The organism is Providencia burhodogranariea DSM 19968 (genome assembly GCF_000314855.2).
Lineage (GTDB): Bacteria > Pseudomonadota > Gammaproteobacteria > Enterobacterales > Enterobacteriaceae > Providencia > Providencia burhodogranariea.
The window spans coordinates 119,465-145,573 of record NZ_KB233225.1 but is presented as its reverse complement, the minus strand read 5'-3'; the positions used below and the strand labels follow the sequence as shown (position 1 = coordinate 145,573).

At 40.0% G+C, this 26,109-nt stretch carries 21 protein-coding genes; 6 read left to right on the top strand and 15 right to left on the bottom strand.

From position 1 onward, the window contains the following. Positions 1-1,203: 1,203 nt before the first annotated feature. Both exbD and exbB read right to left on the bottom strand, forming a co-directional pair. Positions 1,204-1,629: a TonB system transport protein ExbD gene (gene exbD / locus OOA_RS16550; RefSeq protein WP_008913318.1), complete on the bottom strand. Its 426-nt coding sequence runs from the start codon at positions 1,627-1,629 to the stop codon at positions 1,204-1,206. 5 nt (positions 1,630-1,634) lie between these two features. Next, positions 1,635-2,588: a tonB-system energizer ExbB gene (gene exbB, locus OOA_RS16545; protein WP_008913317.1), complete on the bottom strand. Its 954-nt coding sequence runs from the start codon at positions 2,586-2,588 to the stop codon at positions 1,635-1,637. Positions 2,589-3,032: 444 nt separating this feature from the next. Between exbB and metC the strand changes: the two genes are divergently transcribed. After that, entirely contained in the window at positions 3,033-4,220 is a 1,188-nt protein-coding gene (gene metC, locus OOA_RS16540; RefSeq protein WP_008913316.1) for a cystathionine beta-lyase, read from the top strand. A 173-nt stretch (positions 4,221-4,393) separates the two neighbouring features. After that, the gene (locus tag OOA_RS16535) at positions 4,394-5,065 is read left to right on the top strand and encodes a DedA family protein (protein WP_008913315.1); all 672 of its coding nucleotides are present in this window, start codon (positions 4,394-4,396) and stop codon (positions 5,063-5,065) included. Positions 5,066-5,222: 157 nt separating this feature from the next. Here OOA_RS16535 and OOA_RS20165 read toward each other — a convergent pair whose 3' ends face one another. Next, positions 5,223-5,327 carry a colicin E3-like toxin immunity protein gene (locus OOA_RS20165; protein ID WP_083880301.1) on the bottom strand — a complete coding sequence of 35 codons (105 nt, stop codon included), beginning with the start codon at positions 5,325-5,327 and terminating at the stop codon, positions 5,223-5,225. Positions 5,328-5,476: 149 nt separating this feature from the next. On the opposite strand from OOA_RS20165, the gene OOA_RS16530 reads away from it, so the two are divergent. Beyond that, positions 5,477-5,875, top strand: a complete 399-nt coding sequence (locus tag OOA_RS16530) for a hypothetical protein (protein ID WP_008913314.1) — start codon at positions 5,477-5,479, stop codon at positions 5,873-5,875. 120 nt (positions 5,876-5,995) lie between these two features. Here OOA_RS16530 and carB read toward each other — a convergent pair whose 3' ends face one another. From carB to dapB, 3 genes are all read right to left on the bottom strand, one after another. Then, entirely contained in the window at positions 5,996-9,217 is a 3,222-nt protein-coding gene (gene carB / locus OOA_RS16525; RefSeq protein ID WP_008913313.1) for a carbamoyl-phosphate synthase large subunit, read from the bottom strand. Positions 9,218-9,231: 14 nt separating this feature from the next. Next, a complete protein-coding gene (gene carA / locus OOA_RS16520) occupies positions 9,232-10,395 on the bottom strand; it encodes a glutamine-hydrolyzing carbamoyl-phosphate synthase small subunit (RefSeq protein WP_008913312.1) in 1,164 nt (387 codons plus the stop codon). A gap of 447 nt (positions 10,396-10,842) precedes the next feature. Beyond that, entirely contained in the window at positions 10,843-11,664 is an 822-nt protein-coding gene (dapB, locus tag OOA_RS16515) for a 4-hydroxy-tetrahydrodipicolinate reductase (protein ID WP_008913311.1), read from the bottom strand. 525 nt (positions 11,665-12,189) lie between these two features. Between dapB and OOA_RS16510 the strand changes: the two genes are divergently transcribed. Next, positions 12,190-13,233 carry a TerC/Alx family metal homeostasis membrane protein gene (locus tag OOA_RS16510; RefSeq protein WP_008913310.1) on the top strand — a complete coding sequence of 348 codons (1,044 nt, stop codon included), beginning with the start codon at positions 12,190-12,192 and terminating at the stop codon, positions 13,231-13,233. 125 nt (positions 13,234-13,358) lie between these two features. Here the strand turns inward: OOA_RS16510 and OOA_RS16505 are convergent, their stop codons facing one another. The 6 genes from OOA_RS16505 to ribF form a co-directional block, all read right to left on the bottom strand. Continuing rightward, positions 13,359-14,033: an HAD family hydrolase gene (locus OOA_RS16505; protein ID WP_040691806.1), complete on the bottom strand. Its 675-nt coding sequence runs from the start codon at positions 14,031-14,033 to the stop codon at positions 13,359-13,361. A gap of 76 nt (positions 14,034-14,109) precedes the next feature. After that, the gene (ispH, locus tag OOA_RS16500) at positions 14,110-15,063 is read right to left on the bottom strand and encodes a 4-hydroxy-3-methylbut-2-enyl diphosphate reductase (protein ID WP_008913308.1); all 954 of its coding nucleotides are present in this window, start codon (positions 15,061-15,063) and stop codon (positions 14,110-14,112) included. Next, positions 15,044-15,514, bottom strand: coding sequence for an FKBP-type peptidyl-prolyl cis-trans isomerase (fkpB, locus tag OOA_RS16495; protein WP_008913307.1), 471 nt, complete (start codon positions 15,512-15,514; stop codon positions 15,044-15,046). Before fkpB ends, ispH begins: the two co-directional genes overlap by 20 nt. 174 nt (positions 15,515-15,688) lie before the next feature. Further along, positions 15,689-16,189 carry a signal peptidase II gene (gene lspA, locus OOA_RS16490; protein WP_008913306.1) on the bottom strand — a complete coding sequence of 167 codons (501 nt, stop codon included), beginning with the start codon at positions 16,187-16,189 and terminating at the stop codon, positions 15,689-15,691. After that, on the bottom strand, positions 16,189-18,999 hold the full coding sequence (gene ileS / locus OOA_RS16485; RefSeq protein WP_008913305.1) for an isoleucine--tRNA ligase: 2,811 nt from the start codon (positions 18,997-18,999) through the stop codon (positions 16,189-16,191). The genes lspA and ileS overlap by 1 nt, the downstream gene beginning before the upstream one ends. A 28-nt stretch (positions 19,000-19,027) precedes the next feature. Further along, on the bottom strand, positions 19,028-19,966 hold the full coding sequence (gene ribF, locus OOA_RS16480) for a bifunctional riboflavin kinase/FAD synthetase (protein WP_008913304.1): 939 nt from the start codon (positions 19,964-19,966) through the stop codon (positions 19,028-19,030). Positions 19,967-20,564: 598 nt separating this feature from the next. On the opposite strand from ribF, the gene rpsT reads away from it, so the two are divergent. After that, positions 20,565-20,825: a 30S ribosomal protein S20 gene (rpsT, locus tag OOA_RS16475; RefSeq protein WP_008913303.1), complete on the top strand. Its 261-nt coding sequence runs from the start codon at positions 20,565-20,567 to the stop codon at positions 20,823-20,825. Positions 20,826-20,877: 52 nt separating this feature from the next. Here the strand turns inward: rpsT and nhaR are convergent, their stop codons facing one another. Continuing rightward, the gene (gene nhaR / locus OOA_RS16470; RefSeq protein WP_008913302.1) at positions 20,878-21,801 is read right to left on the bottom strand and encodes a transcriptional activator NhaR; all 924 of its coding nucleotides are present in this window, start codon (positions 21,799-21,801) and stop codon (positions 20,878-20,880) included. Between the two features lie 251 nt (positions 21,802-22,052). Further along, positions 22,053-23,225 (bottom strand): Na+/H+ antiporter NhaA, encoded by a 1,173-nt coding sequence (nhaA, locus tag OOA_RS16465; RefSeq protein ID WP_008913301.1) that lies wholly within the window; start codon positions 23,223-23,225, stop codon positions 22,053-22,055. 392 nt (positions 23,226-23,617) lie between these two features. Here nhaA and OOA_RS16460 point away from each other — a divergent pair, with 392 nt between their 5' ends. Continuing rightward, the gene (locus OOA_RS16460) at positions 23,618-24,466 is read left to right on the top strand and encodes an EamA family transporter (RefSeq protein ID WP_040691803.1); all 849 of its coding nucleotides are present in this window, start codon (positions 23,618-23,620) and stop codon (positions 24,464-24,466) included. Between the two features lie 463 nt (positions 24,467-24,929). Here OOA_RS16460 and dnaJ read toward each other — a convergent pair whose 3' ends face one another. Continuing rightward, the gene (gene dnaJ / locus OOA_RS16455; protein WP_008913298.1) at positions 24,930-26,075 is read right to left on the bottom strand and encodes a molecular chaperone DnaJ; all 1,146 of its coding nucleotides are present in this window, start codon (positions 26,073-26,075) and stop codon (positions 24,930-24,932) included. Positions 26,076-26,109: the final 34 nt, after the last annotated feature.

Genomic DNA, 26,109 nt, shown 5'->3' with positions numbered 1-26,109 from the left:
AAACCTAATCACACATAAGTTAAATAATAATTCTTTATATCCTTTTCATACTAAAAGTTGCTGTTGATTGAATATGCAGGCAAACCCTACATTTTGAATCGCATAATTACTTATGCTACCCAATTTTTTATAGGAACAATGTCCCCCATCAACTACATACAACTCAAATTACTTTAGGTTAGTATTATTATTCTTAACTCAAAAACTCAATATTATTTTATTTACCTCTAACAATGAGAAATAAAAAAATAAAGAATCTAACATGTAAAAAGTATTTAAAAGTGTTTCTAAATGTTATTAATCGCATTATAACTCAACATAAATGTTGCGCAAGCATTTTTTTTATTTAACCAAAACTCGCAACGCGGAAATAAAAATCAATTAAAATCAATAGATTAAAGCGAAAAATAATGTTTTCACTAGCGATTATTATATATTCATACAATTAATTTACATATTTATCGATAACTTGAAAATGTTACAAAACCATAATTCAATAAACTCTACTTATATAGAAATAGATTAATAATTAATTGTTGATTTTATTTATCAAGATAAAACAAAAGAATAAATATTAACCTAATTTATCTTAATATCTATTTAATTAACTAATACACACACTAAAAGCATGGTTTAGATGTTTATTACTTGAAGTAACAGAATTTTTTTATTTATTTAAAAACAAATAATTACAGTTGTGTAAAAACGATTACATGATGTGAATTATAATGAAATCACGTACATTTACGTATAAATATTAAATGTAATCATAATCCCATAATCATAAAATGGTTTATTTTTTATTATCACTTACTCTTCATCAGTATTAACCATAGGAAAATATTTAGATAATTAATTCAGCATAATTCAAATACAAAAATATAAGCATAGATTCAAAAACCTAATGATTACCTATATAACTTAAACACTTATTCTTATAACACATAACATATAACGAATTGGCATTAGATATCACCCATGCCTAAATTATCATATGCTACATAATTAAATCGTAGCTAAGTGATAAGCAAAGTAATGCCTATTGTGAATATAAAGCCAGATAATTTAATACATTAAGTTTCAAATCTTACCTATATAACGCAGCCAACAGTAATTTTGAGTATGGTGAACATAAAAAACGCGCCTAATAACTCTACCTAACAGGCTAGGTTATAAGGCGCGTTTTAAAGCAGCATACCCTAATTATTTAGGTGCAGCAGCTTCCATACCAACTAAACCAATTTTAAGATACCCCGATTGGCGCAATGAATTCATCACATCCATCATCGTTTCATAATCAACACTTTTATCTGCTTGGAAGAAAATGGTTGTTTCTTTATTAGTGTTCGTTGCTATATCAAGTGTGGCCGCTAACTGTTCTTTTGTGACTGCTTGGTCACCAATAAACAATTGGCTATCGGCTTTTACTGTGAGAAAAACAGGTTTCTCAGGGCGCGGCTGTGGCTTCGCTGTCGAAGCGGGTAAATCAACCTTGATATCTACAGTTGCCAACGGTGCAGCAACCATAAAGATAATCAATAAAACCAACATAACATCAATGAAAGGCGTTACGTTGATCTCATGCATTTCACCGCTATCATCTTGTTCGTCACCTAAACGCATTGCCATAATCGTTACCTTGCTTTGCTATTTGCCAGATCTAGATCGCGACCTAATAATAGAGCTGCCTGAGCGGCAATGTCGCCAACTTGACCACGATAATTGTTTATCATTCGGGCAAAAATGTTGTAAATAACAACAGCAGGAATTGCTGCAACCAAACCAATCCCTGTAGCTAATAGTGCCTCAGCAATACCCGGAGCAACAACAGCTAAGTTAGTTGTTTGTGAATGAGCGATACCAATGAAACTATTCATAATCCCCCAAACTGTACCAAACAACCCGACAAATGGAGAAATAGCACCAATCGTCGCTAAATAACCATTACCACGTCCCATGTAGCGGCTAATTGAGGCAACTGCACGTTCTAGGCGGAAACCTGTACGCTCTTTAGTTCCGGATAAATCAGTACTTTGTGCAGATAATTCCCTTTCTACAACCGCTTCATTGAGCAGTAAACGGCTTACACTGTTGGTTTTAAAGTTTTTAGCAAGGCCTACAGCTTCATCTAGGGACCTAACATCGGCTAACGCTTTAGCTTCATCTTTTAAGCGGCGACGTGCAACCAAAAGTTCTAAACCTTTAGAGAAGAATAGAGCCCATGTAATAATTGATGCAACTACCAGCCCGACCATGACAACTTTGACGACACTATCCGCATTTTGATACATGCCCCAAACGGATAAATCTTGATCAAAACCACCTTGGTTATCAGTTGCAATCTCAATACTTTCACTCACAACAGATGTTGCTGTTCCGTTCTCTGTTGCTGCTTGATTTTGATCAGCTGGCGCTATTGAAGCAGGCGTATTGCCTGTAGCCACAGCTTCTGCAGAATTGGTATTTTCAGATGCCGTTGTGGCAGGAGTTGTTTGGGCAGTAGTTGGTGTTGTTGCTGGGGTAGTATCAGCGTTTGCTGTTCCCATTAGGCCTATTGCCAATAGAATAGAAGCTGTTAGTTTACGCATCAGTTGGCCTTATACTCTCTTTTTCTGTGTTCTATTAATAAATTTGTGCCGATGATTTTCATGCTCACCGACTAACCCATAAAGCGAAAGTGACTCGCCCAATTCATCTCTTTTTATAAAAGACGGTGCAGATAATATCAAACGCTGCACGAATTGATAGTAATTATCATTACTATTCAAGGTTTTTTTTCCTTTTATTTGCTCTTCAACAAACAAGCCCTTAATGAGAGTGCTACTACTATCGGCTTTTTTATATTGCTACGTAAACCTATCATTTTAGTAACTTAGCGCTATAGCCTATCTAAAATCCTTAAAAGAGGCTGGAAGTATAGCAAGCATAAAGTGAAGAATTATCAGGTTGAGCGTTTACACTTGTACTTCTTCAATTAAATCATTTAACGTCACTCCACTCGCCTACGACAAGTTAAAAGGTATAAGATAAATATGGCAAAGCTTAAACCAGAGACACAGTTAGTACACCTTGGTAGAAACCCTATTTACACCCAAAAAGGTGTCAATCCGGTTATCCAGCGCACTTCATCCGTTATATTCAATACACTTGAAGAAAAACAACATGCAATACACAATCGTTCAAATTCCGTTCTTTTTTATGGTCGTCGTGGTACGCAAACTCACTTTGCCTTCCAAGAAGCAATGACGGAACTTGAATGCGGAGCAGGCACTACACTGTATCCTTCAGGTGCAGCAGCTATCAACAATGCAATCTTATCTTTTATCACTTCTGGCGATCATATATTAGTAACGGGTTCAGCTTATGATCCAACACAAAATTTCTGTGATAAAATTCTCAGTAAATTCAATATTGAAACAGACTATTTCGACCCTTTGATTGGAGCTGGTATTGCTGATTTAATCCGCCCCAATACACGTATTATTTTTTTAGAAGCCCCGAGTTCTATCACGATGGAGATTCATGACCTTCCCACTATCGTGCAAGCTATCCGCCAAAAAGCACCTGATATTATTATTATGATTGATAATACATGGGCTGCCGGGGTGTTACTTAAGCCGTTATTATTAGGTATTGATATCTCTATTCAATCTGCAACCAAATATATCAATGGTCATTCTGATGCTATGTTAGGAGTCGCCATCGCCAACAAACGTTGTATTGAAACGCTCCGCGAGAACTCCTATTTGCTAGGCCAAACAGCTGACCCCGATACTGTCTATATGGCAGGCCGCGGTTTACACACGTTGGCAACTCGCCTAAAGCAGCACGAATCTAATGGCTTAGCGGTCGCGTATTGGTTAGAGCAGCGCCCTGAAGTCGAGCAAGTTTTCCATCCCGCATTACCTTCTTGCCCTGGACACCAATTTTTTATTCGTGACTTTAGCGGAAGTAATGGCTTGTTCTCCTTCCAACTAAAATCACGCTTATCAAAAGACCAATTTGAAAACTTCTTAAATCATTTAACACAATTTAAGATGGGCTACTCATGGGGAGGCTATGAATCATTAATTTTGGGTTACCAAAAAGAAGATTTACTCAGTATGCGTCAATATGACTATCAGCCGAATGACGGAACATTTTTCCGTATTCACGTTGGGCTTGAGCATCCTCAAGATTTAATTGATGACCTCACCTTAGCTTTTGAGCGTATCCAATAACCAGCCTGTTATTCGCGCTTTCACCGTATTAATTCCCGTGAAAGTGCGAAAATTCATTCATTTTAACTGACCACTAATCACCTTAATCGGTAAACAAATCAAACTTGTTTTACTTTTTTCCTGTAAGATAATTCAGATAAAGGTTTTTTCGCATATCAGATACAGGAACGATTATGGAAGTACTACGCGAAATCGTACTGGCGCTTTGGAACCACGATTTCCTTAAGCTCTCCAACCCAGAAGTACTTTGGGTTATTTATACTGTCCTTTTTGTTATTATCGTTTTAGAAAATGGGGTACTTCCCGCCGCTTTTTTACCCGGTGATACCTTATTAATTCTTTCAGGTGCGCTGATCGCAAAAGGTGTTTTGGACTTTGTTCCAACGGTATTATTGCTGACAACAGCTGCCAGTCTTGGGTGTTGGTTAGGCTTTCTGCAAGGTCGATGGCTAAGTGATACCAAGATTGTTAAGCGATGGCTGTCCCAAATTCCTCATGAATATCATGATAAAGCGAACCACATGTTTCATAAGCAAGGGCTTTATGCGTTGTTAGTAGGACGTTTTTTAGCCTTTGTTCGTACATTGTTACCTGTTCTAGCCGGTTTATCTGAGCTCAGTCATCGACGCTTTCAATTATTCAATTGGCTAAGCGGATTCCTGTGGGTCGGCATTATCGTGACCTTAGGTTACGCACTTAATCAAATCCCCTTTGTGAAACAACATGAACAGATCGTTATTACTGTTTTGATGATCTTACCGGTAATATTGTTAGTTGGTGGGTTAATCGGCTCGATTATGGTGTATTGGAAACATCGCAAATCTGCCAATAAAAAATCCAATTAACGTCAAAATACCATCTATAGGGTAATGCAGGTCAGTAAAGCAGATGCCCTATTTTTGCTTTTTCATACACATGTTTTGTACCATCGTGAGCTGAGTATCCAACGCTCATCCGCAAGTGGTAGGTATTCGTCTTCATTTCATCCTTGAGTTAAATAAATTACCAATGATCGCGGTAATCAAATAACACTTGATAGTCATATTTACCCAACTCAATTTTATGACTCGGGTGCTTCTGAAGATAAGGAACCCAAGCTAAACCCACCTATTGAGCTGTAGGCTTATAGCTAAGCGGCAAGATAATAAACATCATCAAAACGCTGCAACTTGGGGTATGACGAATCTATCTATTTATTGAGCTACTCATTATAATTTCCAACAATTAACAAACACTGAATACTAATGATGAAATTGATGAATTCGAAAGCAATATTAATAGGATTGCTTTTACTGCCTGCTATAACCTTAGCAAATATCCTCGATGCCGGAGAACCAAGTACTCCCGGGTATGAAAAAGCTGAAGAAGCCAAAGCCTGTATCGATCAATATGCTTTTGACCTTGCAAGTAAAAATACCCAGCCAGCAGCCCAAGTAGTCGAAGCTGCTCTCGGATATTGTGATGATAAAATAGAATCATTCCGCCAAACCAATCGAGATATGAGCGTTGCTAATTTTCCGCGTGATGATGTTAGTGGACTGTCTCTGCGAGGCGCAGCACTCTTCGCCGCAGATCAACAATTCTATGAACTGAAATTGTCTTGGATAAAAGATATTGAATACAAGATATTAAAACATAGAGAAGCTGCGCAATAACTTCGCGACTAAATTTTAATTAGCTTATTGAACGCTAATCATACTGTCATGTATTGGCAGAAATAAAGAAGCCCCATCACTTTTAAAGTGACGGGGCTTTTAACCAATAACCGAACTTTATTATTTAATCAGTGCATGCATCTCTTGAACTGAAATGACTTTCTCAGTTGAATCCGCACTTAATGACATAGCAGTTGCAAAACCACCATTCATAGTAGTGTCATAGTGCACTTTATATTGCAGAGCGCTACGACGGATCAATTTAGAATCTTCAATCGCTTGGCGACCTGCTGTGGTGTTAACAATATAATCGTATTCACCATTTTTAATTCTATCTTGAATATGAGGACGGCCTTCATGCACCTTATTAACCAAACGAGGATTGATACCTGCTTCACCCAGTACGATAGCGGTACCATGGGTTGCATCCAGTTCGAAGCCATGTTTTAGCAATTTAGCGGCTAAATCGACCACACGAGTTTTGTCACCTTCACGAACAGATAACAAAGCACGACCCGACTTCTTCATAGTGGAGCTGCTACCCAACATCGCTTTAGCAAAAGCTTCTGCAAAAGTACGGCCGACCCCCATCACTTCACCCGTTGAACGCATTTCAGGTCCCAAAATTGGGTCAACACCTTGGAACTTGTTAAACGGTAAGACGACTTCTTTGACCGAGTAGTAAGGTGGGATAATTTCTTTTGTCACGCCTTGTTCAGTCAATGATTGGCCAACCATTACACGAGCAGCGACTTTCGCTAGCGGTACGCCTGTTGCTTTAGAGACAAACGGTACAGTTCGTGCAGCACGTGGGTTCACTTCAATTAGGTAAACTTCGTTATTTTTTACCGCAAACTGTACGTTCATCAAGCCACGGACGCGCAATTCAAAAGCAAGGCTACGAACTTGTTCGCGCATCACATCCTGAATTTCTTGGCTCAATGTATAAGCAGGCAATGAACATGCTGAGTCACCTGAGTGAACACCTGCTTGTTCGATATGTTCCATGATACCGCCAATTAGTACCATTTCACCGTCACAGATAGCATCAATATCTACCTCGACTGCATCATCAAGGAAACGGTCGAGTAAAACTGGGGCATCATTAGAAACACTCACAGCAGTTTGGAAATAACGACGCAGATCGATTTCGTCATTGACGATTTCCATTGCGCGCCCTCCCAGAACATAAGATGGACGAACAACTAGTGGATAACCGATTCCAGCTGCTTTCTCAACAGCTTGTTCGATTGTCGCCACAGTCGCATTCTGCGGCTGTTTCAGATTTAAGCGATTAACGGCTTGCTGGAAGCGCTCACGGTCTTCTGCACGGTCAATGGCATCGGGACTCGTTCCGATAATCGGCACCCCCGCAGCTTCAAGCTCACGCGCTAATTTCAATGGTGTTTGACCACCATACTGAACAATCACCCCTTTTGGTTGCTCTATACGAACAATTTCTAGGACATCTTCTAATGTGACTGATTCAAAATAGAGGCGGTCAGATGTATCGTAGTCAGTTGAAACCGTTTCAGGGTTGCAGTTAACCATGATAGTTTCATAACCATCTTCACGTAGTGCAAGAGAAGCGTGAACACAGCAGTAGTCAAACTCAATACCTTGTCCAATACGGTTTGGACCACCACCTAATACCATTATTTTTGGTTTGTCAGAGTTTGGATTCGACTCGCATTCTTCTTCATAAGTCGAGTACATATATGCGGTATCTGTTGCAAATTCAGCCGCACAAGTATCCACACGCTTGTAAACTGGGTGCAAGTTATAACCTTGACGTAATTTACGTAATTCCGCCTCAGAAACGCCAACCAATTTTGCTAATCGACCATCTGCAAAACCTTTACGTTTCAGGGTACGCAGGAAATCTTTGGTTAAACCATTAATGCCCTGCTCTGCGACTTCGGCTTCTAAATGCACTAGCTCTTCAATTTGAACTAAGAACCAGCGATCAATATTGGTTAAGTTGAAGATGCCATCGACAGAAAGACCTGCACGGAATGCATCAGCGACATACCAAATACGCTCTGCACCCGCATCTTTCAGCTCACGACGAATACGTGTCAGTGATTCAGGGTCATCTAGACTCACTTTCGGATCAAAGCCTGTTGCGCCCACTTCAAGTCCACGTAGCGCTTTTTGCATTGATTCTTGGAAAGTGCGCCCAATAGCCATGACTTCACCCACTGACTTCATTTGTGTTGTCAGGCGGTCATTCGCGCCTGCAAATTTTTCGAAGTTGAAGCGAGGGATTTTTGTCACAACGTAATCAATAGAAGGTTCGAATGACGCCGGAGTCAAACCACCTGTGATATCATTCGTTAGCTCGTCAAGTGTATAGCCGACAGCAAGCTTAGCGGCAATTTTTGCGATAGGGAAACCCGTCGCTTTTGACGCCAAAGCAGAAGAACGAGAAACTCGTGGGTTCATTTCGATAACAATCAGACGCCCATTTTTTGGGTTGACTGAGAATTGAACGTTAGAACCACCCGTTTCAACACCAATTTCACGCAGAACAGCCATCGAGGCATCACGCATGATTTGGTATTCTTTGTCCGTCAGGGTTTGTGCTGGTGCAACTGTAATTGAGTCACCCGTATGAATACCCATTGCATCGAAGTTCTCAATTGAACAAACGATAATACAGTTATCATTTTTATCGCGAACGACTTCCATTTCGTATTCTTTCCAGCCAATAAGCGACTCATCAATTAGCAGCTCATTAGTGGGTGAGAGGTCAAGGCCACGCGTACAGATCTCTTCAAATTCTTCACGGTTATAAGCAATCCCGCCACCTGTTCCACCCATCGTAAATGAAGGACGGATGATACAAGGGAAGCCAAGCTTGTCAGCAACTGCATAGGCTTCTTCCATTGTGTGGGCGATGCCTGAACGTGCAGTATCTAAGCCAATTTTTTTCATAGCTTTATCGAAGCGTTGGCGATCTTCTGCTTTATCAATTGCATCGGCAGTTGCACCAATCATGGTGACACCAAACTCAGCTAACACACCTTTACGCTCAAGTTCTAGCGCACAGTTCAATGCCGTTTGGCCGCCCATGGTTGGTAAAACGGCATCAGGGCGCTCTTTTTCGATAATTTTACGCACGACTTCCCAGTGGATCGGCTCGATATAAGTGGCATCGGCCATTTCAGGGTCAGTCATGATGGTTGCTGGGTTCGAGTTCACCAAAATAACGCGATAGCCTTCTTCACGTAGTGCTTTACATGCTTGAGCACCTGAATAGTCAAACTCACACGCCTGACCGATGACAATCGGGCCAGCACCTAGAATCAGAATACTTTTTATGTCTGTACGTTTTGGCATTTTTTTGCTCCCGATTATTCTGCGTTATGACGAGGATGGTTCTGACGATATTCATTGATAAGCTCGATGAAGTGATCGAACAATTTTGCCGCATCATGAGGACCTGAGCTAGCTTCAGGGTGACCTTGGAAGCTAAATGCAGGCTTATCAGTACGATGAATACCTTGCAGGGTGCCATCAAATAATGACTTATGTGTCACACGTAATGTGTCGGGTAATGTTGACTCATCAACCGCAAAACCGTGGTTTTGCGCAGTTATCATAACAACATTTTGATCTAAATCTTTGACTGGGTGGTTTGCACCATGGTGACCAAACTTCATTTTTACAGTACTTGCACCGCTTGCGAGAGCAAGTAATTGGTGACCAAGACAAATACCAAACACAGGGATTTCTGTTTCGAGGAAATCTTGAATCGCCTTGATTGCATAATCACAAGGTGCTGGATCACCGGGTCCATTAGATAGGAAAACACCATCTGGGTTCATCGCAAGTACGGTTTCAGCTGGTGTAGTTGCTGGCACAACAGTCAAACGACAACCACGGTCAACTAACATGCGTAAGATGTTACGCTTTGCACCGAAGTCATAAGCAACAACATGCAGTGGTAATTCATCTGCATTTTTTGCACCAAGCTGACCATCGTGTAAAGTCCAAGAACCTTGAGTCCAGCTATAGGCTTCTTTGGTACAAACTTCTTTTGCTAAATCCAAGCCATTTAAACCTGAGAATGCACGTGCTTTTTCTAATGCGAGTGCCGCATCTGGATTATCGCCCGCGATAATGCAACCGTTTTGCGCCCCTTTTTCTCTTAGCAAACGCGTCAGTTTACGTGTATCAATATCAGCTATTGCAACAACGTTATGGCGTTTCAGGTATTCTGATAAACCTTCCTGTCCGCGAAAGTTACTGTAAACTAATGGTAAATCACGAATAATCAAACCTTGAGCATGAACTTCAGGAGATTCTTCGTCATCGGCATTAGCGCCGACATTACCAATATGAGGATAAGTAAGAGTCACAATTTGGCGGGAATAGGAAGGGTCGGTAATTATTTCTTGATATCCGGTCATTGACGTATTGAAAACGACTTCTCCAATAGCGGCCCCTTCAGCACCTATGGCGCGCCCGTGGAATTCGGTTCCATCTTCGAGAACCAGTATAGCTGACTTAATCAAAACACCCTCCAGGGAATAATAAATCACAATTAGTGCATATTAATTCAGATTTGAGGATCTAAATCAATGCCAAAATGCGTTTTTAAGCATATTTTTGGCAAATTGCGCGCATTCTAATGATGAGATGAGGTCTTGTCTAGAAAAAAACACTCTTTTATCATTTTTTTGTTACTTTTTTAGTTATCAGGCCAGTTTTTATGAGGATGGGCATTAAAAACAACACCCTTAATGAAAAAGTAAACGGTTGCAAATGAAGTTAAGTGAATAATTCATAATAGAGCAAGACATTACTCAAGAGAAGTTTATTTTCTAATCAAAAACAGCATTAAAAAAACAGAAAACACACATAAATGAAGTGAAATAGAAAAAACTAAACAAATCAATGCAAATCATGAAAAATTAATAACTAACAAACTGATTTACATTGATTAAATTTAAAAATAAATACTACAACAAATCCAGATCAAGGACATCTTTCATGTTATATAACTGTGGCTTTTGAGCAACAACCCATCCTGATGCCTTAATAGCACCTTTAGCAAATGTCATTCGACTGGAAGCCTTGTGGCTTATCTCTACTCTCTCCCCCATATCAACAAACATCGCTGTATGCTCGCCAACGATATCGCCTGCACGAACAGTAGCGAAACCAATAGAGCCGGGTTCACGCTCTCCGGTATATCCCTCACGCGCGTAGACCGCACAGCTCTTGAGATCTTTACCTAATGCATCTGCAATTGACTCACCCATTGCGAGTGCAGTTCCTGAAGGTGCATCAACTTTATGACGATGATGTGCTTCGATAATTTCGATATCTGCGTAGTCACCCATCACTTTAGCTGCTTTTTCAAGAAGTTTGAGTACTAAATTAACCCCAACACTAAAATTCGCGGCAAAAACAATAGGGATCAATTTAGCTGCATCAGCAATCGCTTGTTTACCTTGCTCATCAAAACCAGTTGTTCCAATAACCATTGCTTTTTTATTGGCTTTGCAGAAAGCCAGATACTGCAACGTGGCTTCAGGGCGAGTGAAATCGATCACGACATCAAAATCATCGATTACTGCTTGAAGTGAATCAACAACGGTAATGCCTAAAACCCCAACGCCAGCTAGTTCCCCGGCATCAGTACCAACAAGTGAGGATCCTTCACGCTCAATCGCAGCACCTAACTGAATACCATCTTGATCCTGTGCAGCTTGAATAAGTTGACGCCCCATACGACCACCAGCACCAACAATCGCAACACGTACAGTTGAACTCGCCATTTTTTATCCTTTTAATCAATATTGCTGCAAGAGCAATGGATTAATATTCGCTCAAACATACAGATCTCTTCGCAGCACAGTCATTTAAAATAATTGTTATACCAAAATAATTCGAGTTGCACCTAGGCGACACATAACGCTATTCCGATGAAAAAGTGATTAGCATACAATAAGTATGTGATTCGAATAGCTACGCGCAGCGCTGTGTTCATCGCGCATAAGAAGCAACTTGAAATATGACGGATAGATACAGATTAACCATCCTCGCTAAACTCCGCCAGCAATAATCTTGAGTTATTAACAAAAGCGTACAAAAGCCGGAGATTATCAGAAAAAGTTGTTATTCAAGCTGTTGCCTCTCAAAAAACTTTTCATGGCAACACATATCGAGCAATCAAACGCCTCGCTTTACAGCAAAACAATCTCAATAATAGCGGAAATAATAAAAATGGCTGTGCATGACATAACAACAGCATTAAGCTTAAGTATTACAAATTTTCCTGTCCTTTTAATGTAGGAATTAATATGGAATCAACACATATTGGCTTTCCCACTGAAACAGTCATCGTTTTTGTGGTATTAGCTCTCGGCGCCATTTCAATTGATTTATTCATGCATCGAGAAAACAAGCCAATCACACTAAAAAACGCGATTTTTTGGTCTTTATTTTGGATCGTTATTGCCATGACATTTGCAGGTTTTCTGTATATCCATCACGGTTCAGAAGTCGCAAGCTTATTTGTGACAGGTTATGTATTAGAAAAAGTGCTCTCTGTTGATAATTTATTTCTTATGATGGCTATTTTTTCTTGGTTCTCTATCCCTAACCGTTTTCGCCATCGTGTTCTGTACTGGGGAGTTATTGGTGCAATTATCTTTCGTGGTATTTTTGTCGCTATCGGTACAGGGCTTCTTAGCTTAGGGCCTTACATTGAAATTATTTTTGCAGTTGTTGTCGCATGGACAGCAATTATGATGCTAAAAAATCGCGATAATAATGATAAAATTGAAGATTACTCTCAACATATTGCCTACCGTCTAATAAAATGTTTTTTCCCTCTTTGGCCTAAAATTAGCGGAAACGCATTTTTATTAACTCAAAAAGAAGTTGATGCTGAACTGATTAAACCTGAAAACAAAGATGTAATCGTGGGGCGAGGAAAAAAAGCAGCGCTATATGCAACGCCTTTAATGCTGTGTGTAGCAATTATTGAGTTATCAGATGTGATGTTTGCCTTTGACTCTGTTCCAGCCATTATTGCTGTTAGCCGCGAGCCCTTAATTGTTTATAGCGCGATGATGTTTGCAATATTAGGTTTACGCACATTGTATTTTGTTCTAGAAGCATTAAAACAATATTTAATTTACCTAGAGAAAGCTGTTGTCGTACTGTTGTTCTTTATTGCCGCTAAGCTCGGTTTAAACGCAACAGAGCATATCTGGCATCACGGCTATAGTATTTCAACTAACATAAGCTTATTGGTAGTTCTTGGTGTACTCACGCTGGGAATTGTTGCTAGTGTGCTATTCCCTAAAAGAAATAATTCGCGAAATGAAAAAAAATATTAAACCGCTTCAATTTGGCATGGGGTAAGTTATTTATATTCCTGAGCCAAAGGCCATCAGGTATATCAAAAGCAATCAAATAGCCTCTCGACTTATCTCTATAAGCCAAGAGGCTGATACAGCTACGGCTAATTTCTAGGAACAACCTGCTTATGTTTATAGCGATGATATTTTTTATGAAAATGGCGCCAATGCGCATCTTGAGCTGCCTGCAATAATTCAAAATCTCCGCGAGTATCACCCCATGCACGAAGATGGTATTGAGTTAAATCGCCATAAACTTGCTCTAATCGTTTTACTTTTTGTTCACGACGACAATTTTGACCAACGATGTTACCCGTTAATTTACCATCAACAATTTCTAGCTCAGTGCTGATAAGCTTAATACCTAACCTTTCAGCAAAAGGCTTAAGAACTAAAGAAGGAGAAGCAGAGCAAATCGTGACTTCTGAGCCACGTTGAACCTCAGCCGCAACACCTAATACCCCTGCTGGTCGCATTAATTTAGGCCAATAGATCTCACAAAACTGCTCAGCTTTATCTTTCAACCATTGTTCATCAACACCTGTCAAAAAAGTTTTGATGAGAACCTCTTTTAATTCATCACGCGTTAATTTACGTCTAGCGCATTGTAATGTTGGTAAAACAAGACGAATTATTTTGCGAGAAAAACGATATTTCCCGAAAGCAAATTTCAAAAAAGGGATAAAACTGTCGTGATACGTTAGTGTCCCATCGAAATCAAATACCGAAAGAACATTAACTGGATTGGTTGTATTATTGGGTTCCAAAGAAGGCTCCAAAACGCTGCTTCGACCTCTAATTTGCTTTTGTACAAATTAGAGGTTCGGTATTGTTAATACCTAAGACCTATCAGCCTTAGCTAATTTGTTTGACCTCAACACGTAGCTCTTTAGGAACTTCAAACACAATATTTTCTTCACGGCCTTGAAGTTCAACAACATCATTCGCGCCAAATTCTTTAAGTTTATCGATAACTTGACGAACTAAAATATCTGGAGCAGAAGCTCCTGCGGTCAAGCCAATGATTTTTTTATCGATCAACCACTCCGGTTTAATATCTTCTGCGCCATCAATCAAATAAGCAGGTTTTTGCATACGTGAGGCTAATTCAGCCAAACGATTAGAGTTTGACGAGTTCTTAGAACCGACCACTAGCACAATATCAGCACGCTGTGCGAGTTCACGCGCAGCTTCTTGCCTATTAGTGGTTGCATAGCAGATATCATCTTTACGTGGTCCAATAATACTTGGAAAGCGCTGAGTTAAAGCATCAATCACATCCGATGTATCATCGACAGACAAGGTTGTTTGAGTCATAAAGCATAGATTATCTTCATCTTTAACTTGTAATTTCCAAACATCTTCTGGGCTTTCAACCAGATACATTCCGCCTTCTTTATTGCTGTACTGCCCCATTGTACCTTCAACTTCTGGATGGCCTGCATGACCTATCAAGATAGCTTCTTTCCCTTTTCTACTTGCACGAGCAACTTCCATATGCACTTTCGTGACCAATGGACAGGTCGCATCAAAGAGCATCGTGAGTTCCCTTGAACGAGCTTCTTGACGGATCGCTTGGGAAACGCCATGTGCAGAAAAAATCAGGATAGAACCATCTGGGACTTCGGAGATCTCTTCAATAAAAATAGCGCCGCGCTGACGTAGGTCATCAACCACATAGCGGTTATGAACCACTTCATGACGCACATAAATAGGTGCACCATAAAGCTCTAGAGCTCTCTCTACAATGCTGATTGCACGGTCTACCCCTGCACAAAAGCCACGAGGGTTAGCCATTAATATTTGCATTTTGACTCTCCAGTTTCGGGTCAATCTCGAGCACTTCAATATCAAAACTGATTTGTTGCTCCGCCAATGGGTGATTAAAATCAATCGTGATTGACTCACCTTCTATTGATTTTACTATCCCTGGCATTTCACTGCCATTCATAGCTGAAAAAAGCATGATCGTGCCAATCTCGGGTATCCCAGTTTCGATAAAATCACGCAATGAAAAGTATTGAACTAAATCAGGATTATGTTTACCAAATACGGTATCGCCGGGAAGTGAAAAGCTTTTCTTATCACCCACACTAAGTCCTAATAACTGAGCTTCTAATTCAGGAGAAAGTGAGCCATTACCTAGATTAAACATCGCGGGTTTGCCCTGACTATGTGAAGAGTCAGCTGTCGAGCCATCTTCCAATTTCAGCGTGAAATGCAGTAATACAGCGCTCTGCGGTTGTACCTGAGTAGACATAAATCGAACCTATTTTCTATCATAAAAATCAGCCCGGAAGAACCGGGCTGAGGGTTATTATATTAGAGCCTGTTGACGATTCATGCTAATTTTGCATAAACCTGAGTAAACTTAGCTAATTGTGATAAAAAACCATACAATAGCGGTATTGCTCAAAAGCCAACAAATCTTTAACTAATTAGCTTTATTGTCTTTCTTATCTGGCAAGAAACCTTCAAAGATAACTAAAGCTGCGCCAATACAAATAGCCATGTCCGCAAGGTTGAATGTTGGGTAATGCCAGTTACCAACGTAAAAATCAATATAGTCGATAACAAAACCATGCATCAAGCGATCACTGAGATTCCCAATTGCTCCACTAATGATCAACGCATAAGCAATGTTACTCAGGCGTTTTTGCGCACTTTGACGATACATCATCACCATTAAAATGATAGATATTGCGATTGCGATCCCAGCAAAGAACCAACGCTGCCATCCACCTTCATCAGCCAGAAAACTAAATGCTGCGCCAAAATTTTGGGCATACATCAGATTTAAAAAAGGCATAATATGATGCGGTTCATACAGGTTCATCTCTTTTAAGACAACCTGCTTTATGCCTAAATCCAGTATAATAAGTATTACTGCTAGCCACAGCCAGCGCAAACCAGTCGAACAAATAGGTCTCTTCATCATGCAAACTTACGCATTTCACCGTTTCCGGCTACGTTAGTGACACATCGACCACATAACTCTGGATGTTCAGCAACGGAACCGACATCATTAGCATAATGCCAGCAACGAGGACATTTCACTCCCGACGCTTTGCTAAAGGCAATTTTAAGGCCACTAAGATCAGATTGTTGAGCATCCGCTGGTGCCGAGGCAATATCCGCCACCACAACTTGCGAAGTGAGCAGAACAAAGCGTAGCTCATCAGCCAAACTGTTTAGCTTAGTTGCAAGGTCTTTATCTGCATATAGTGTTACTGATGCTTCAAGTGAGCCACCAATGTGTTTGTCAGCACGTGCTTGTTCAAGCACTTTGTTAACCTCACTACGAACAGCTAACAACTCTGCCCAGAAGTCATCGTTCATCTCTTCAGATGTATCTAGACCAAACAGTGGTTCGTACCATTCTTCAGTTAATACAAACTTGGCGCGTTCACCCGGTAGTTCATTCCAGATTTCATCTGCTGTGAACGAGAGCACAGGAGCAATCCAACGAACAAGTGCTTCAACAATGTGGAATAACGCAGTCTGGCAGCTACGACGAGCTAGGCTATCATTTTTCGCGGTATACTGGCGATCTTTAATAATATCCAGATAGAAAGAACCCATCTCGATAGAGCAGAAATGCATTAAGCGTTGAATGACTGATAAAAAATCGTATTCTTCATAAGCTTTGATAATTTCTTGTTGTGCATCCAGTGCACGACCAACAGCCCATCGGTCTAGCACGACCATATCTTCAGGCTTCACCATATCAGTTTCTGGATTAAAGCCATTCAAGTTTGCTAAGAAGAAACGAGCAGTGTTACGAATACGGCGATAAGAGTCCGCTGCACGTTTTAAGATTTCATCAGATACAGCGATTTCACCAGTATAATCTGTTGATGCAACCCATAGACGTAAAATATCAGCACCGAGTTTGTTCATCACATCCTGCGGACTGACAGTATTACCAATAGATTTAGACATCTTGCGGCCTTGACCATCAACGGTAAAGCCATGCGTCAGAACTTGGCGATAAGGTGCTTTACCTTTCATCGCTGTCGACAGCATTAATGATGACATAAACCAACCACGGTGCTGGTCGGAGCCTTCAAGGTACATATCCGCAGAATTACCATGAAACTCAGGACGAGCATCAACAACTGCAAAATGCGTTGATCCTGAATCAAACCATACATCCAGCGTGTCTGGTACTTTACGATAAATTTCTGCTTCATCACCGAGTAATTCAGTTGCATCCAGATCCCACCAAGCCTGAATACCATCCACTTCAACACGCTTAGCGACTTCTTCCATCAGTTCTAACGTGCGTGGGTGCAGCTCTTCAGTGTCTTTATGTACGAACAGCGACATTGGAGTCCCCCAAGTACGCTGACGAGAAATACACCAATCTGGGCGATTTTCAACCATAGATTCGATACGTGCACGACCCCAGCCAGGGATCCATTGAACGATATCAATCTCTTTCAATGATTGTTCACGTAGACCATTTTTATCCATACCGATAAACCACTGTGGCGTCGCACGGAAAATAACGGGAGTTTTATGGCGCCAGCAACATGGGTAGCTATGCGAAATAGACTGCTTAAATAGCAATGCGCCTTTTTCTTTTAGCAACTCAACAATTAAGTCGTTTGCTTTGAAAATAAATACGCCATCCAGTGTTGGATAGGTATTTGCAAGAAAACACCCATCAGGGCCGACTGGGTTAGCTGTTTCTAAACCATATTTTTGACCAATAACATAGTCATCAGGACCATGGCCTGGTGCGGTATGAACTGCACCTGTACCCGCATCTAATGTGACATGATCACCTAAGATTGCAGGAACATCAAAGTCTAAGAATGGATGTTGAAAACGCAGTAATTCAAGAGCAGTACCATCGCATTCACCAAGTACTTTCCATGATTCAACGCCGGCGGTTTTCATCACATCTTTAACCAGATCAGCTGCCAAAATGACTAACTCACCATCAGTTTGAATCAGCTGATATTTAAATTCAGGATTTAGTGAAATAGCGCGGTTTGCTGGCAAAGTCCAAGGTGTTGTCGTCCAGATAACCAGCGAAGGAGTTTTATCGCTAGTGACGCCAAATTTTTCGCTCACGGCTTTGCTATCTACGGCTGGAAAACGTACATAAATAGATGGAGAAGTTTTATCGTAATATTCAACCTCAGCTTCCGCTAAAGAAGAACCACAAGATGTACACCAGTGAACAGGTTTAGCCCCTTTCACTAAATGACCATTAGCGATTGTTTTAGCCAGTGCTCTGATGATATGAGCTTCTGTTTTGAAGTCCATGGTCAGGTAAGGCTTATCCCACTCACCCAAAACACCTAAGCGAATAAAATCCGCTTTTTGCCCTTCAATTTGCTCTTTTGCATATTGGCGGCATTGTGCGCGGAATTCAGCGGCAGAAACTTTTTCTCCAGGCTTACCAACTATTTGTTCGACTTTGTGTTCAATAGGCAAACCATGGCAATCCCAACCGGGGATATATGGGGAGTCAAATCCCGCTAAACCTTTAGATTTAATAATAATGTCTTTGAGAATTTTGTTAACTGAGTGACCAATATGAATACTGCCGTTAGCATACGGAGGGCCATCGTGCAGAATAAAAGTTTTCTTGCCCGATTTTGCTTTACGAATTGCTTGATACAAACCTTCTTTGTACCAGCGCTCTAACATCTGTGGCTCACGCTTAGCGAGATCACCACGCATTGGGAAACCTGTTTCTGGTAGATTCAGGGTATTTTTATAGTCACTCATCGATTCTCAGTTCCATTTTTCCGCTAAATTATCTGACACCAGTTGCAGCTAAGTAATCCCTAGCTGTAATCACATCTTTAGCAATTTGCTCCTTAAGTGCGTCCAATGAAGCAAACCGCTGCTCGTCACGTATTTTTTTACGCAACACGACATCAATATGTCGTCCATATAAGTACATATTTGCATCAATTAGATGGACTTCTAATTGCTGACCTTTACCGAATACCGTTGGCCTAGTACCGATATTTGCCACTCCAGGTAAGGGATTATTCCCTAACCCATGAACTTCTACAGCATACACACCTGTTACTGGTGTGACTAATCGTTTTAATGGCAGATTTGCCGTAGGAAAACCAATAGTACGGCCAAGCTGGTTTCCATGGACAACACGCCCACTGATACGATACGGGTGTCCTAGTAATATTTCCGCCAATTCGAGATCATTATCTTGTAATGCTTTACGAATAGCAGTGCTACTAATGCGTAAACCCGAATCACAAAAACTTTCTGTATCCGCGACTTCAAAGCCATACTGGTTACCGGCTTGCTGTAGGAAAGCAAAATCTCCCATGCGATTTTTACCAAAACGGAAATCATCGCCAATGGCGAGATATTTCACACCCAATTTTTCGACCAGTAAGTCAGCCACAAATTCATTAGGAGTCAGTGAGGCAAAATGATCGTTAAACTCAACGCAAAGTAGGTAATCAACCCCACTATCCGCTAAGTATTTCACTTTATCTCGCAAACGCGTCAAACGAGCAGGTGCTTTGTCACCAATAAAAAATTCAAGAGGTTGTGGTTCAAAAATCATCACGACAGTTGGTAGCCCCAACTGCTCACCCTTAAGCTTTAAATTTTGAAGTAAAACCTGATGCCCACGATGAACACCATCAAAATTACCAATAGTCAGTACGCAACCATGATGGCACGCCCGGATATTTTGTATACCGCGAATTAGCTCCATAACAGGCTCAATACCGAGGAAATTGCTGGATTATACCTTGTACGACGCTGAAGGTTAACCCATGTTCGTAAAAGGTTTCATTTAATCCTCTTTTTTTGATCTCAGTTCTCGTTATAGGCAGCTTTTGCCTAATCAATTTACTGTTATTCAACGGAAGGTTATTAAAATCGCCCATTGTTGGATATAAAGATCAAAATATAGGGATAACCAATGGATTATCAATACAACAAAATTACGCTGAGGTCTCGAAAAATCGTAAATTTTTCTAACTTTCGAGTATTCCAACACAAGTGATTGTTATCAGCGACTAATAATCAAACAACAACTGACCAATAATTGCGCAACGGTATATTATCATCACCTCAAAATTATTTTCAGCAAAAATATTTTTTATTATGTATCATCAAATAAGCTTTTTTTCATGTGAAGATCTGTATTCCTCTAGCATTTGCTGGTAGAATCTTGCACCATTCACAAACGCACTTGCGTCGAAGTACACGACGTTTATTTGCACAAATCCATTGACAAATGAAGGCCGAGAGGGCATATTCCTCGACCTTTGAATTGTCCTCAATAGAATACATTTGGGAGTTGGAACTTGGCTAATATCAAATCAGCTAAGAAACGCGCTATACAATCTGAGAAACGTCGCCAGCATAATGCTAGCCGTCGTTCTATGGTGCGTACTTTTATCAAGAAAGTTTACCTTGCTATCGCTACTGGCGATAAAGAAGCAGCTCAGAAAGCATTCAATGACATGCAACCTCTTGTTGATCGCCACGCTAGTAAAGGCCTGATCCACAAAAATAAAGCAGCACGTCATAAAGCTAACTTAGTTGCTCAAATCAAAGCAATGTAATTTTGCTTCTTGATTAGCTAAAAAAACCGGCTTTTGCCGGTTTTTTTGTCTGTTAGACTTTTTTCTCAAGCTTATCAAATGGCGTTGAGAATAAATTCGAAAAATCTTTATTACAGACACGTTGAACAGCTGGATGTTGAATCATTCGTTCAGCAAAAATAACAAAATACTCTTCTTTAACGCTATCTAACCGCCCTAGTTCGATGACATCCTCACCCTCTAAAATATCTTCACCATATAATGATGGCGCAACAAATATCGCATTATGAGATACACCAAAAGCTTTCATTAATGCCGCATCATCAAATTCACCGAGCACTTCAACTTGCAAATTTTTATTACGGATCCAAGTAAGTAAATGGCGCCCTAACATAGAACGGCGACCGGGTATCAGTAAACGGCGCTCTTCTAAACACTCAGGGAAAGGTTTTTTCGGGGCCGGCTGCCGACAAAAAAAGCTAACACTACATTCGCCTAGTTTTACTGAGAATAGACCTTCTTGCTGTGAGGAATCCACCGGGCAATCCGACAAAATCATATCAAGTTTATGTTGGCTAAGTTGCTCAAGAAGCATTTCATGAGTCGATTCAAAACAACGAAGATGGATTTGCTCATGTTCAACAACCGCGGTTTCTAAAACACGACTCACCAGCTGTTTTGATAGTGCATCGGCAACACCAACATCGAACAGTAAATTTGATTCTCGGCTATAGTTGACAATATCAAGCATCTCTTGGCTTAACATAAACATTTTATCTGCGTAACGAAAAATGAGCTGCCCAAGCTCTGATGGTACTAAACCACGCCCTTGGCGTTTAAATAATTTACCACCTAATCGCTCTTCTAATGCTTTTATCTGCCCTGTGATTGTTTGAGGTGTTAAGTATAGTGCTTCAGCAGCACCAACCACCGAACCTTCTTTACAGACATGCCAAAAATAATAAAGATGATTAAAATTAAGATGTGAAACCCGCATATCTATTCCTTCTGCACTGCCAATATATAATCAATGCTGACTATATTTTCTCTATGCCCCTTTTCAGGCGTTACTATAAACGCCCCGCAGTACTTCATCACCCTTCAAACTGTATAAATTTTGACTACGTTCGCCATATACAAATCGAAATATTTTGAGTACATAAAATGAATACTGCGGGGTACATGATAGATGATTAGCTCGGAAATTCTTACTATTTATTTCTGAAAAAATTGGAATTCAGACAATGGTTACCTTTGTTTAACTTTCGGTAACACTACCTTTAATAAAAAGTAACCTAAAAATGCTGCAGATGTCGATCCTATCAAAATTCCCAGTCGTGAATAGGTACTATAGCTATCATCTAGTCCATCAAATGCAAGACCTGTAATAAAAATAGACATAGTAAAACCGATTCCACATAAAACTGAAACGGCAAAGACTTGCTTCAAATTCATCGACTCAGGCAATTTAGCAACCCCAAGTTTTACCGAAACCCAACTAAACAAGAAAATACCTAAAGGCTTACCAAATAAAAGGCCTGCAGCTACACCTAAAGGTAATGTACTCATCAACCCATCAAAAGTGACTCCGCCCAATTGCACACCTGAATTAGCAAATGCAAATATAGGTAAAATCATATAAGCAACCCAAGGATGTAATACATGCTCCAGTTCTTCTGAAGGTTTAGTGCCATTCGTTCCATGTAGTGGGATCAAGAAGCCAACAATAACACCAGCAAGTGTTGCATGAACCCCTGACTTAAGTATACATGCCCATAAAATTAGACCGATAATCAAATAGGCAGCGGTATTTTCGACTCGACGCCAATTCATCATTATCAGTAAAGCAATACATAAGGCTGATAGCCCTAATGCAATCATAGAAACTGAACTTGTGTAGAAAAAAGCGATAATGACAATTACGCCAAGGTCATCAATAATCGCTAATGCCAACAGAAAAACTTTTAATTCAGTCGGGACTCTTTTTCCTAATAACGCCATGACACCAAGTGCAAATGCAATATCGGTTGCTGCGGGTATAGCCCAACCTTGGCGTGCCACATCATCAGCACCGTTGAATAGTAGATAAATCAATGCCGGTGCAATCATTCCACCTAAAGCAGCAATGGCAGGAAAAATTGCTTTATCACGCCCAGCCAATGACCCTTCGAGTAACTCACGCTTCACTTCAAGGCCGACAACTAAAAAGAAAATTGCCATCAAGAAATCATTAATCCATAAAATTAATGGCTTATCGAATTCGAGTGCTGAAATCTTGATAACAATGGGAATATCTAGAAACTGCTGGTATAGCCCCTGAAATGGCGAATTTGCCATAATTAATGCAACTATGGCAGCAATAATTAGGAGTAGCCCTCCAGCCGCTTCTAACCTTAAAAATTTACGAATGATCGCTGTCATATGTTTAACCTCAAAATATATAGAGTGTTAATAGTATGCTAATCATTAACTCGTAAAAAGTAGTTTATTCATCAATAATAAATCGGAATTTTCGATCTATTTGTGTGCTAGATCACTTTTAATAAAAAATAACTGCAAGTTTCAATTAAAAAAATCATTTAAAGTTTGTACTTATTTTTCAATAAATGGCATCCCTAAAGCGCTACCTAACCTATATTAAGCTAACTATCAATTTGAACCTTAATTTTTTTCAAAGCTCGTTATTTGTTTCGAGCTTGCTCGCAAAAGAAGAATTACTACAACGTAAATAACATGAAAAATGGCAACAGCTTCACAAAGATGAGTCGTTAGGTAATACTAATTCATTACTCAAATAATCATTTTTTATTATTATGACAACTTCAGTTCTCCTAGCCGTACTATTCGCCGCTTTTTGCCACGCGAGTTGGAATGCCTTAGTTAAATTTGGTAATGATCGATTTTTTGGTCTTATCATGATCTCATTCTTCTCTGGCGTATTAGCCATACCCGCTCTATTCTGGCTAGGGTTACCTTCTATGAATGCAATGCGTTGGTTAATGCTCTCTGTTATTTTTCACATCGGTTATACCTACTTTTTAAGTCAAGCTTATACCCATGGTGATTTAGGACAGATTTACCCTATTTCGCGAGGATCTGCCCCTCTTATCACAGCATTACTCAGCGTATTAATCTTTAATGAAGTGATCTCTTTGACGGAATTTATCGGGATTTTATTAATCATTAGTGGTGTGATTATAATTGCATTTGCAGGCAGAAAATTCACATTGAATATCAAAGGAAAAGCACTATTTTACGCACTGTGTACTGCATTTTTTACCGCCTGCTATACCTTATCTGACGGACATGGTTCACGAACGAGTGAAGACCCTATTGTTTATACTTTGTGGCTATTTTTATTGAATGGGATCGTCCTGATGGCGCCGGGTATTATGAAATATCGGGCAACACTGTTTCAAGGTATCAAACAGTATTGGCGTACAGGTTTACTCGGAGGGCTAATGCAGCTAATCAGTTATGGCATTGCAATTTGGGCAATGAGCCAAGCCCCTATTGTTCTGGTTGCCGCGATTAGGGAAACCAGCGTATTGTTTGCAATGTTCTTATCAATCGTGTTCCTCAAAGAGCGCTTCAATATGATGAGAGTCATTGCCTGTATCGTTATTTTAGCTGGAGTGTTGTTAGCAAAATTAGGTAGCTAGCGCATTTAACATGACAATCATGAATAGTTTTGAATAAAAACCTAATGCCACGGTTTATATGAAAGACCTGCCAATAAATTTAATTAAACGTGATCAAATAAAACAAATAAAACAAATAAAACAAATAAAACAAATAAAACAAATAAAACAAATAAAACAAATAAAACAAATAAAACAAATAAAACATAAAAAATCCAATAGCTGACATTGTCATACTATAACAATTGATTCATTGATTATAGAATCATTTTATTATTAGGTATTTGGAAAATTCAGCTGTGAGTGGGTCTCATGACATATTACGCAGGAAAATTTTGATTTATCGTGACATGTCACATTGATAAATATTGTAACGAGTTCAAATTCGCTCTTTCTGAGTGGTAGCTTATAAACAAATATAAGTAAAAATTTATTTTGATAAAAAAATACCCACGGATTGGTGGGTATTTTTAATCATTATCGATTACTTATTGGTTAGGTCGTCAAAAAATTTCTTCACGCCGTCCAAAAAGCTTTTTGAGCGAGGGCTATTTTTTTCGCCACTTGTACCACCAAGAGAATCACCAAACTCTTTGAGTAACTCTTTTTGTTTCTCATTAAGTTTAACTGGCGTTTCAACAACAGTGTGGCACATCAAATCACCTTGCAACCCACCACGAACAGATTTCACGCCTTTACCTTTCATGCGGAAAATCTTACCTGTTTGGGTTTCTGCTGGAATTTTAAGTTTTACACGACCATCAAGAGTCGGTACTTCAATTTCACCGCCTAGGGCTGCAATTGTGAAATTAATCGGTACTTCACAATGCAGGTTGCTACCATCACGCTCAAAAATATTATGCGGTAACACATGAACTTGGACAAACAGATCGCCTGCTGGTGCACCATTTTCACCTGCTTCGCCTTCGCCTGATAAGCGAACTCTGTCACCAGTATCCACCCCTGCAGGAATTTTAACAGACAGCGTTTTATAGCGTTCAATGCGACCATGACCATGACATTTATTGCACGGATCTTTAATGACTTTACCGCGGCCATGACAGGTTGGACAAGGTTGCTGTACAGAGAAAAAGCCCTGACGCATGTGGACTTGACCCATACCATGACAAGTTGAACAGGTATCTGCACTCGTCCCCGGTTTAGCACCACTTCCATGACAAACATCACAAGATTCCAACGTCGGGATACGGATCTCTTTGGTCACTCCACGGACTGCTTCTTCAAGAGTCAATTCCATGTTGTACTGCAGATCAGAACCACGGCTTGGGCGCTGCTGTCTACGGCCACCACCAAAAATATCACCGAAGACGTCACCAAAGATATCACTGAAATCAGCGCCACCGCCACCAAAGCCGCCGCCACCGCCGCCCATTCCACCTTGCTCAAATGCAGCATGACCATATTGATCATACGCAGCACGTTTCTGGTCGTCAGAAAGTATTTCGTAAGCTTCTTTTATCTCTTTAAATTTAACTTCTGCTTCATCTTTTTTTTCCTGATTACGGTCAGGATGGTACTTCATTGCTAAACGCTTATATGCTTTCTTAATATCTTTATCAGAAGCATTTTTCTCGAGGCCTAATACCTCATAAAAATCTCTTTTTGCCATTTATTTTACCCTTAACATGCCGACACGGGCGTAA

Excerpts from the sequence above, each read along its gene's own strand:
- dnaJ (WP_008913298.1), bottom strand. The coding sequence starts at position 26,075 with ATGGCAAAAAGAGATTTTTATGAGGTATTAGGCCTCGAGAAAAATGCT.
- metC (WP_008913316.1), top strand. The coding sequence starts at position 3,033 with ATGGCAAAGCTTAAACCAGAGACACAGTTAGTACACCTTGGTAGAAAC.
- OOA_RS16535 (WP_008913315.1), top strand. The coding sequence starts at position 4,394 with ATGGAAGTACTACGCGAAATCGTACTGGCGCTTTGGAACCACGATTTC.
- exbB (WP_008913317.1), bottom strand. The coding sequence starts at position 2,588 with ATGCGTAAACTAACAGCTTCTATTCTATTGGCAATAGGCCTAATGGGA.
- fkpB (WP_008913307.1), bottom strand. The coding sequence starts at position 15,514 with ATGTCTACTCAGGTACAACCGCAGAGCGCTGTATTACTGCATTTCACG.
- dapB (WP_008913311.1), bottom strand. The coding sequence starts at position 11,664 with ATGGCGAGTTCAACTGTACGTGTTGCGATTGTTGGTGCTGGTGGTCGT.
- ispH (WP_008913308.1), bottom strand. The coding sequence starts at position 15,063 with ATGCAAATATTAATGGCTAACCCTCGTGGCTTTTGTGCAGGGGTAGAC.
- carB (WP_008913313.1), bottom strand. The coding sequence starts at position 9,217 with ATGCCAAAACGTACAGACATAAAAAGTATTCTGATTCTAGGTGCTGGC.
- nhaA (WP_008913301.1), bottom strand. The coding sequence starts at position 23,225 with ATGACAGCGATCATTCGTAAATTTTTAAGGTTAGAAGCGGCTGGAGGG.
- OOA_RS16530 (WP_008913314.1), top strand. The coding sequence starts at position 5,477 with ATGAATTCGAAAGCAATATTAATAGGATTGCTTTTACTGCCTGCTATA.
- ribF (WP_008913304.1), bottom strand. The coding sequence starts at position 19,966 with ATGGAGCTAATTCGCGGTATACAAAATATCCGGGCGTGCCATCATGGT.
- exbD (WP_008913318.1), bottom strand. The coding sequence starts at position 1,629 with ATGGCAATGCGTTTAGGTGACGAACAAGATGATAGCGGTGAAATGCAT.
- OOA_RS16510 (WP_008913310.1), top strand. The coding sequence starts at position 12,190 with ATGGAATCAACACATATTGGCTTTCCCACTGAAACAGTCATCGTTTTT.
- ileS (WP_008913305.1), bottom strand. The coding sequence starts at position 18,999 with ATGAGTGACTATAAAAATACCCTGAATCTACCAGAAACAGGTTTCCCA.
- nhaR (WP_008913302.1), bottom strand. The coding sequence starts at position 21,801 with ATGCGGGTTTCACATCTTAATTTTAATCATCTTTATTATTTTTGGCAT.
- OOA_RS16460 (WP_040691803.1), top strand. The coding sequence starts at position 23,618 with ATGACAACTTCAGTTCTCCTAGCCGTACTATTCGCCGCTTTTTGCCAC.
- lspA (WP_008913306.1), bottom strand. The coding sequence starts at position 16,189 with ATGAAGAGACCTATTTGTTCGACTGGTTTGCGCTGGCTGTGGCTAGCA.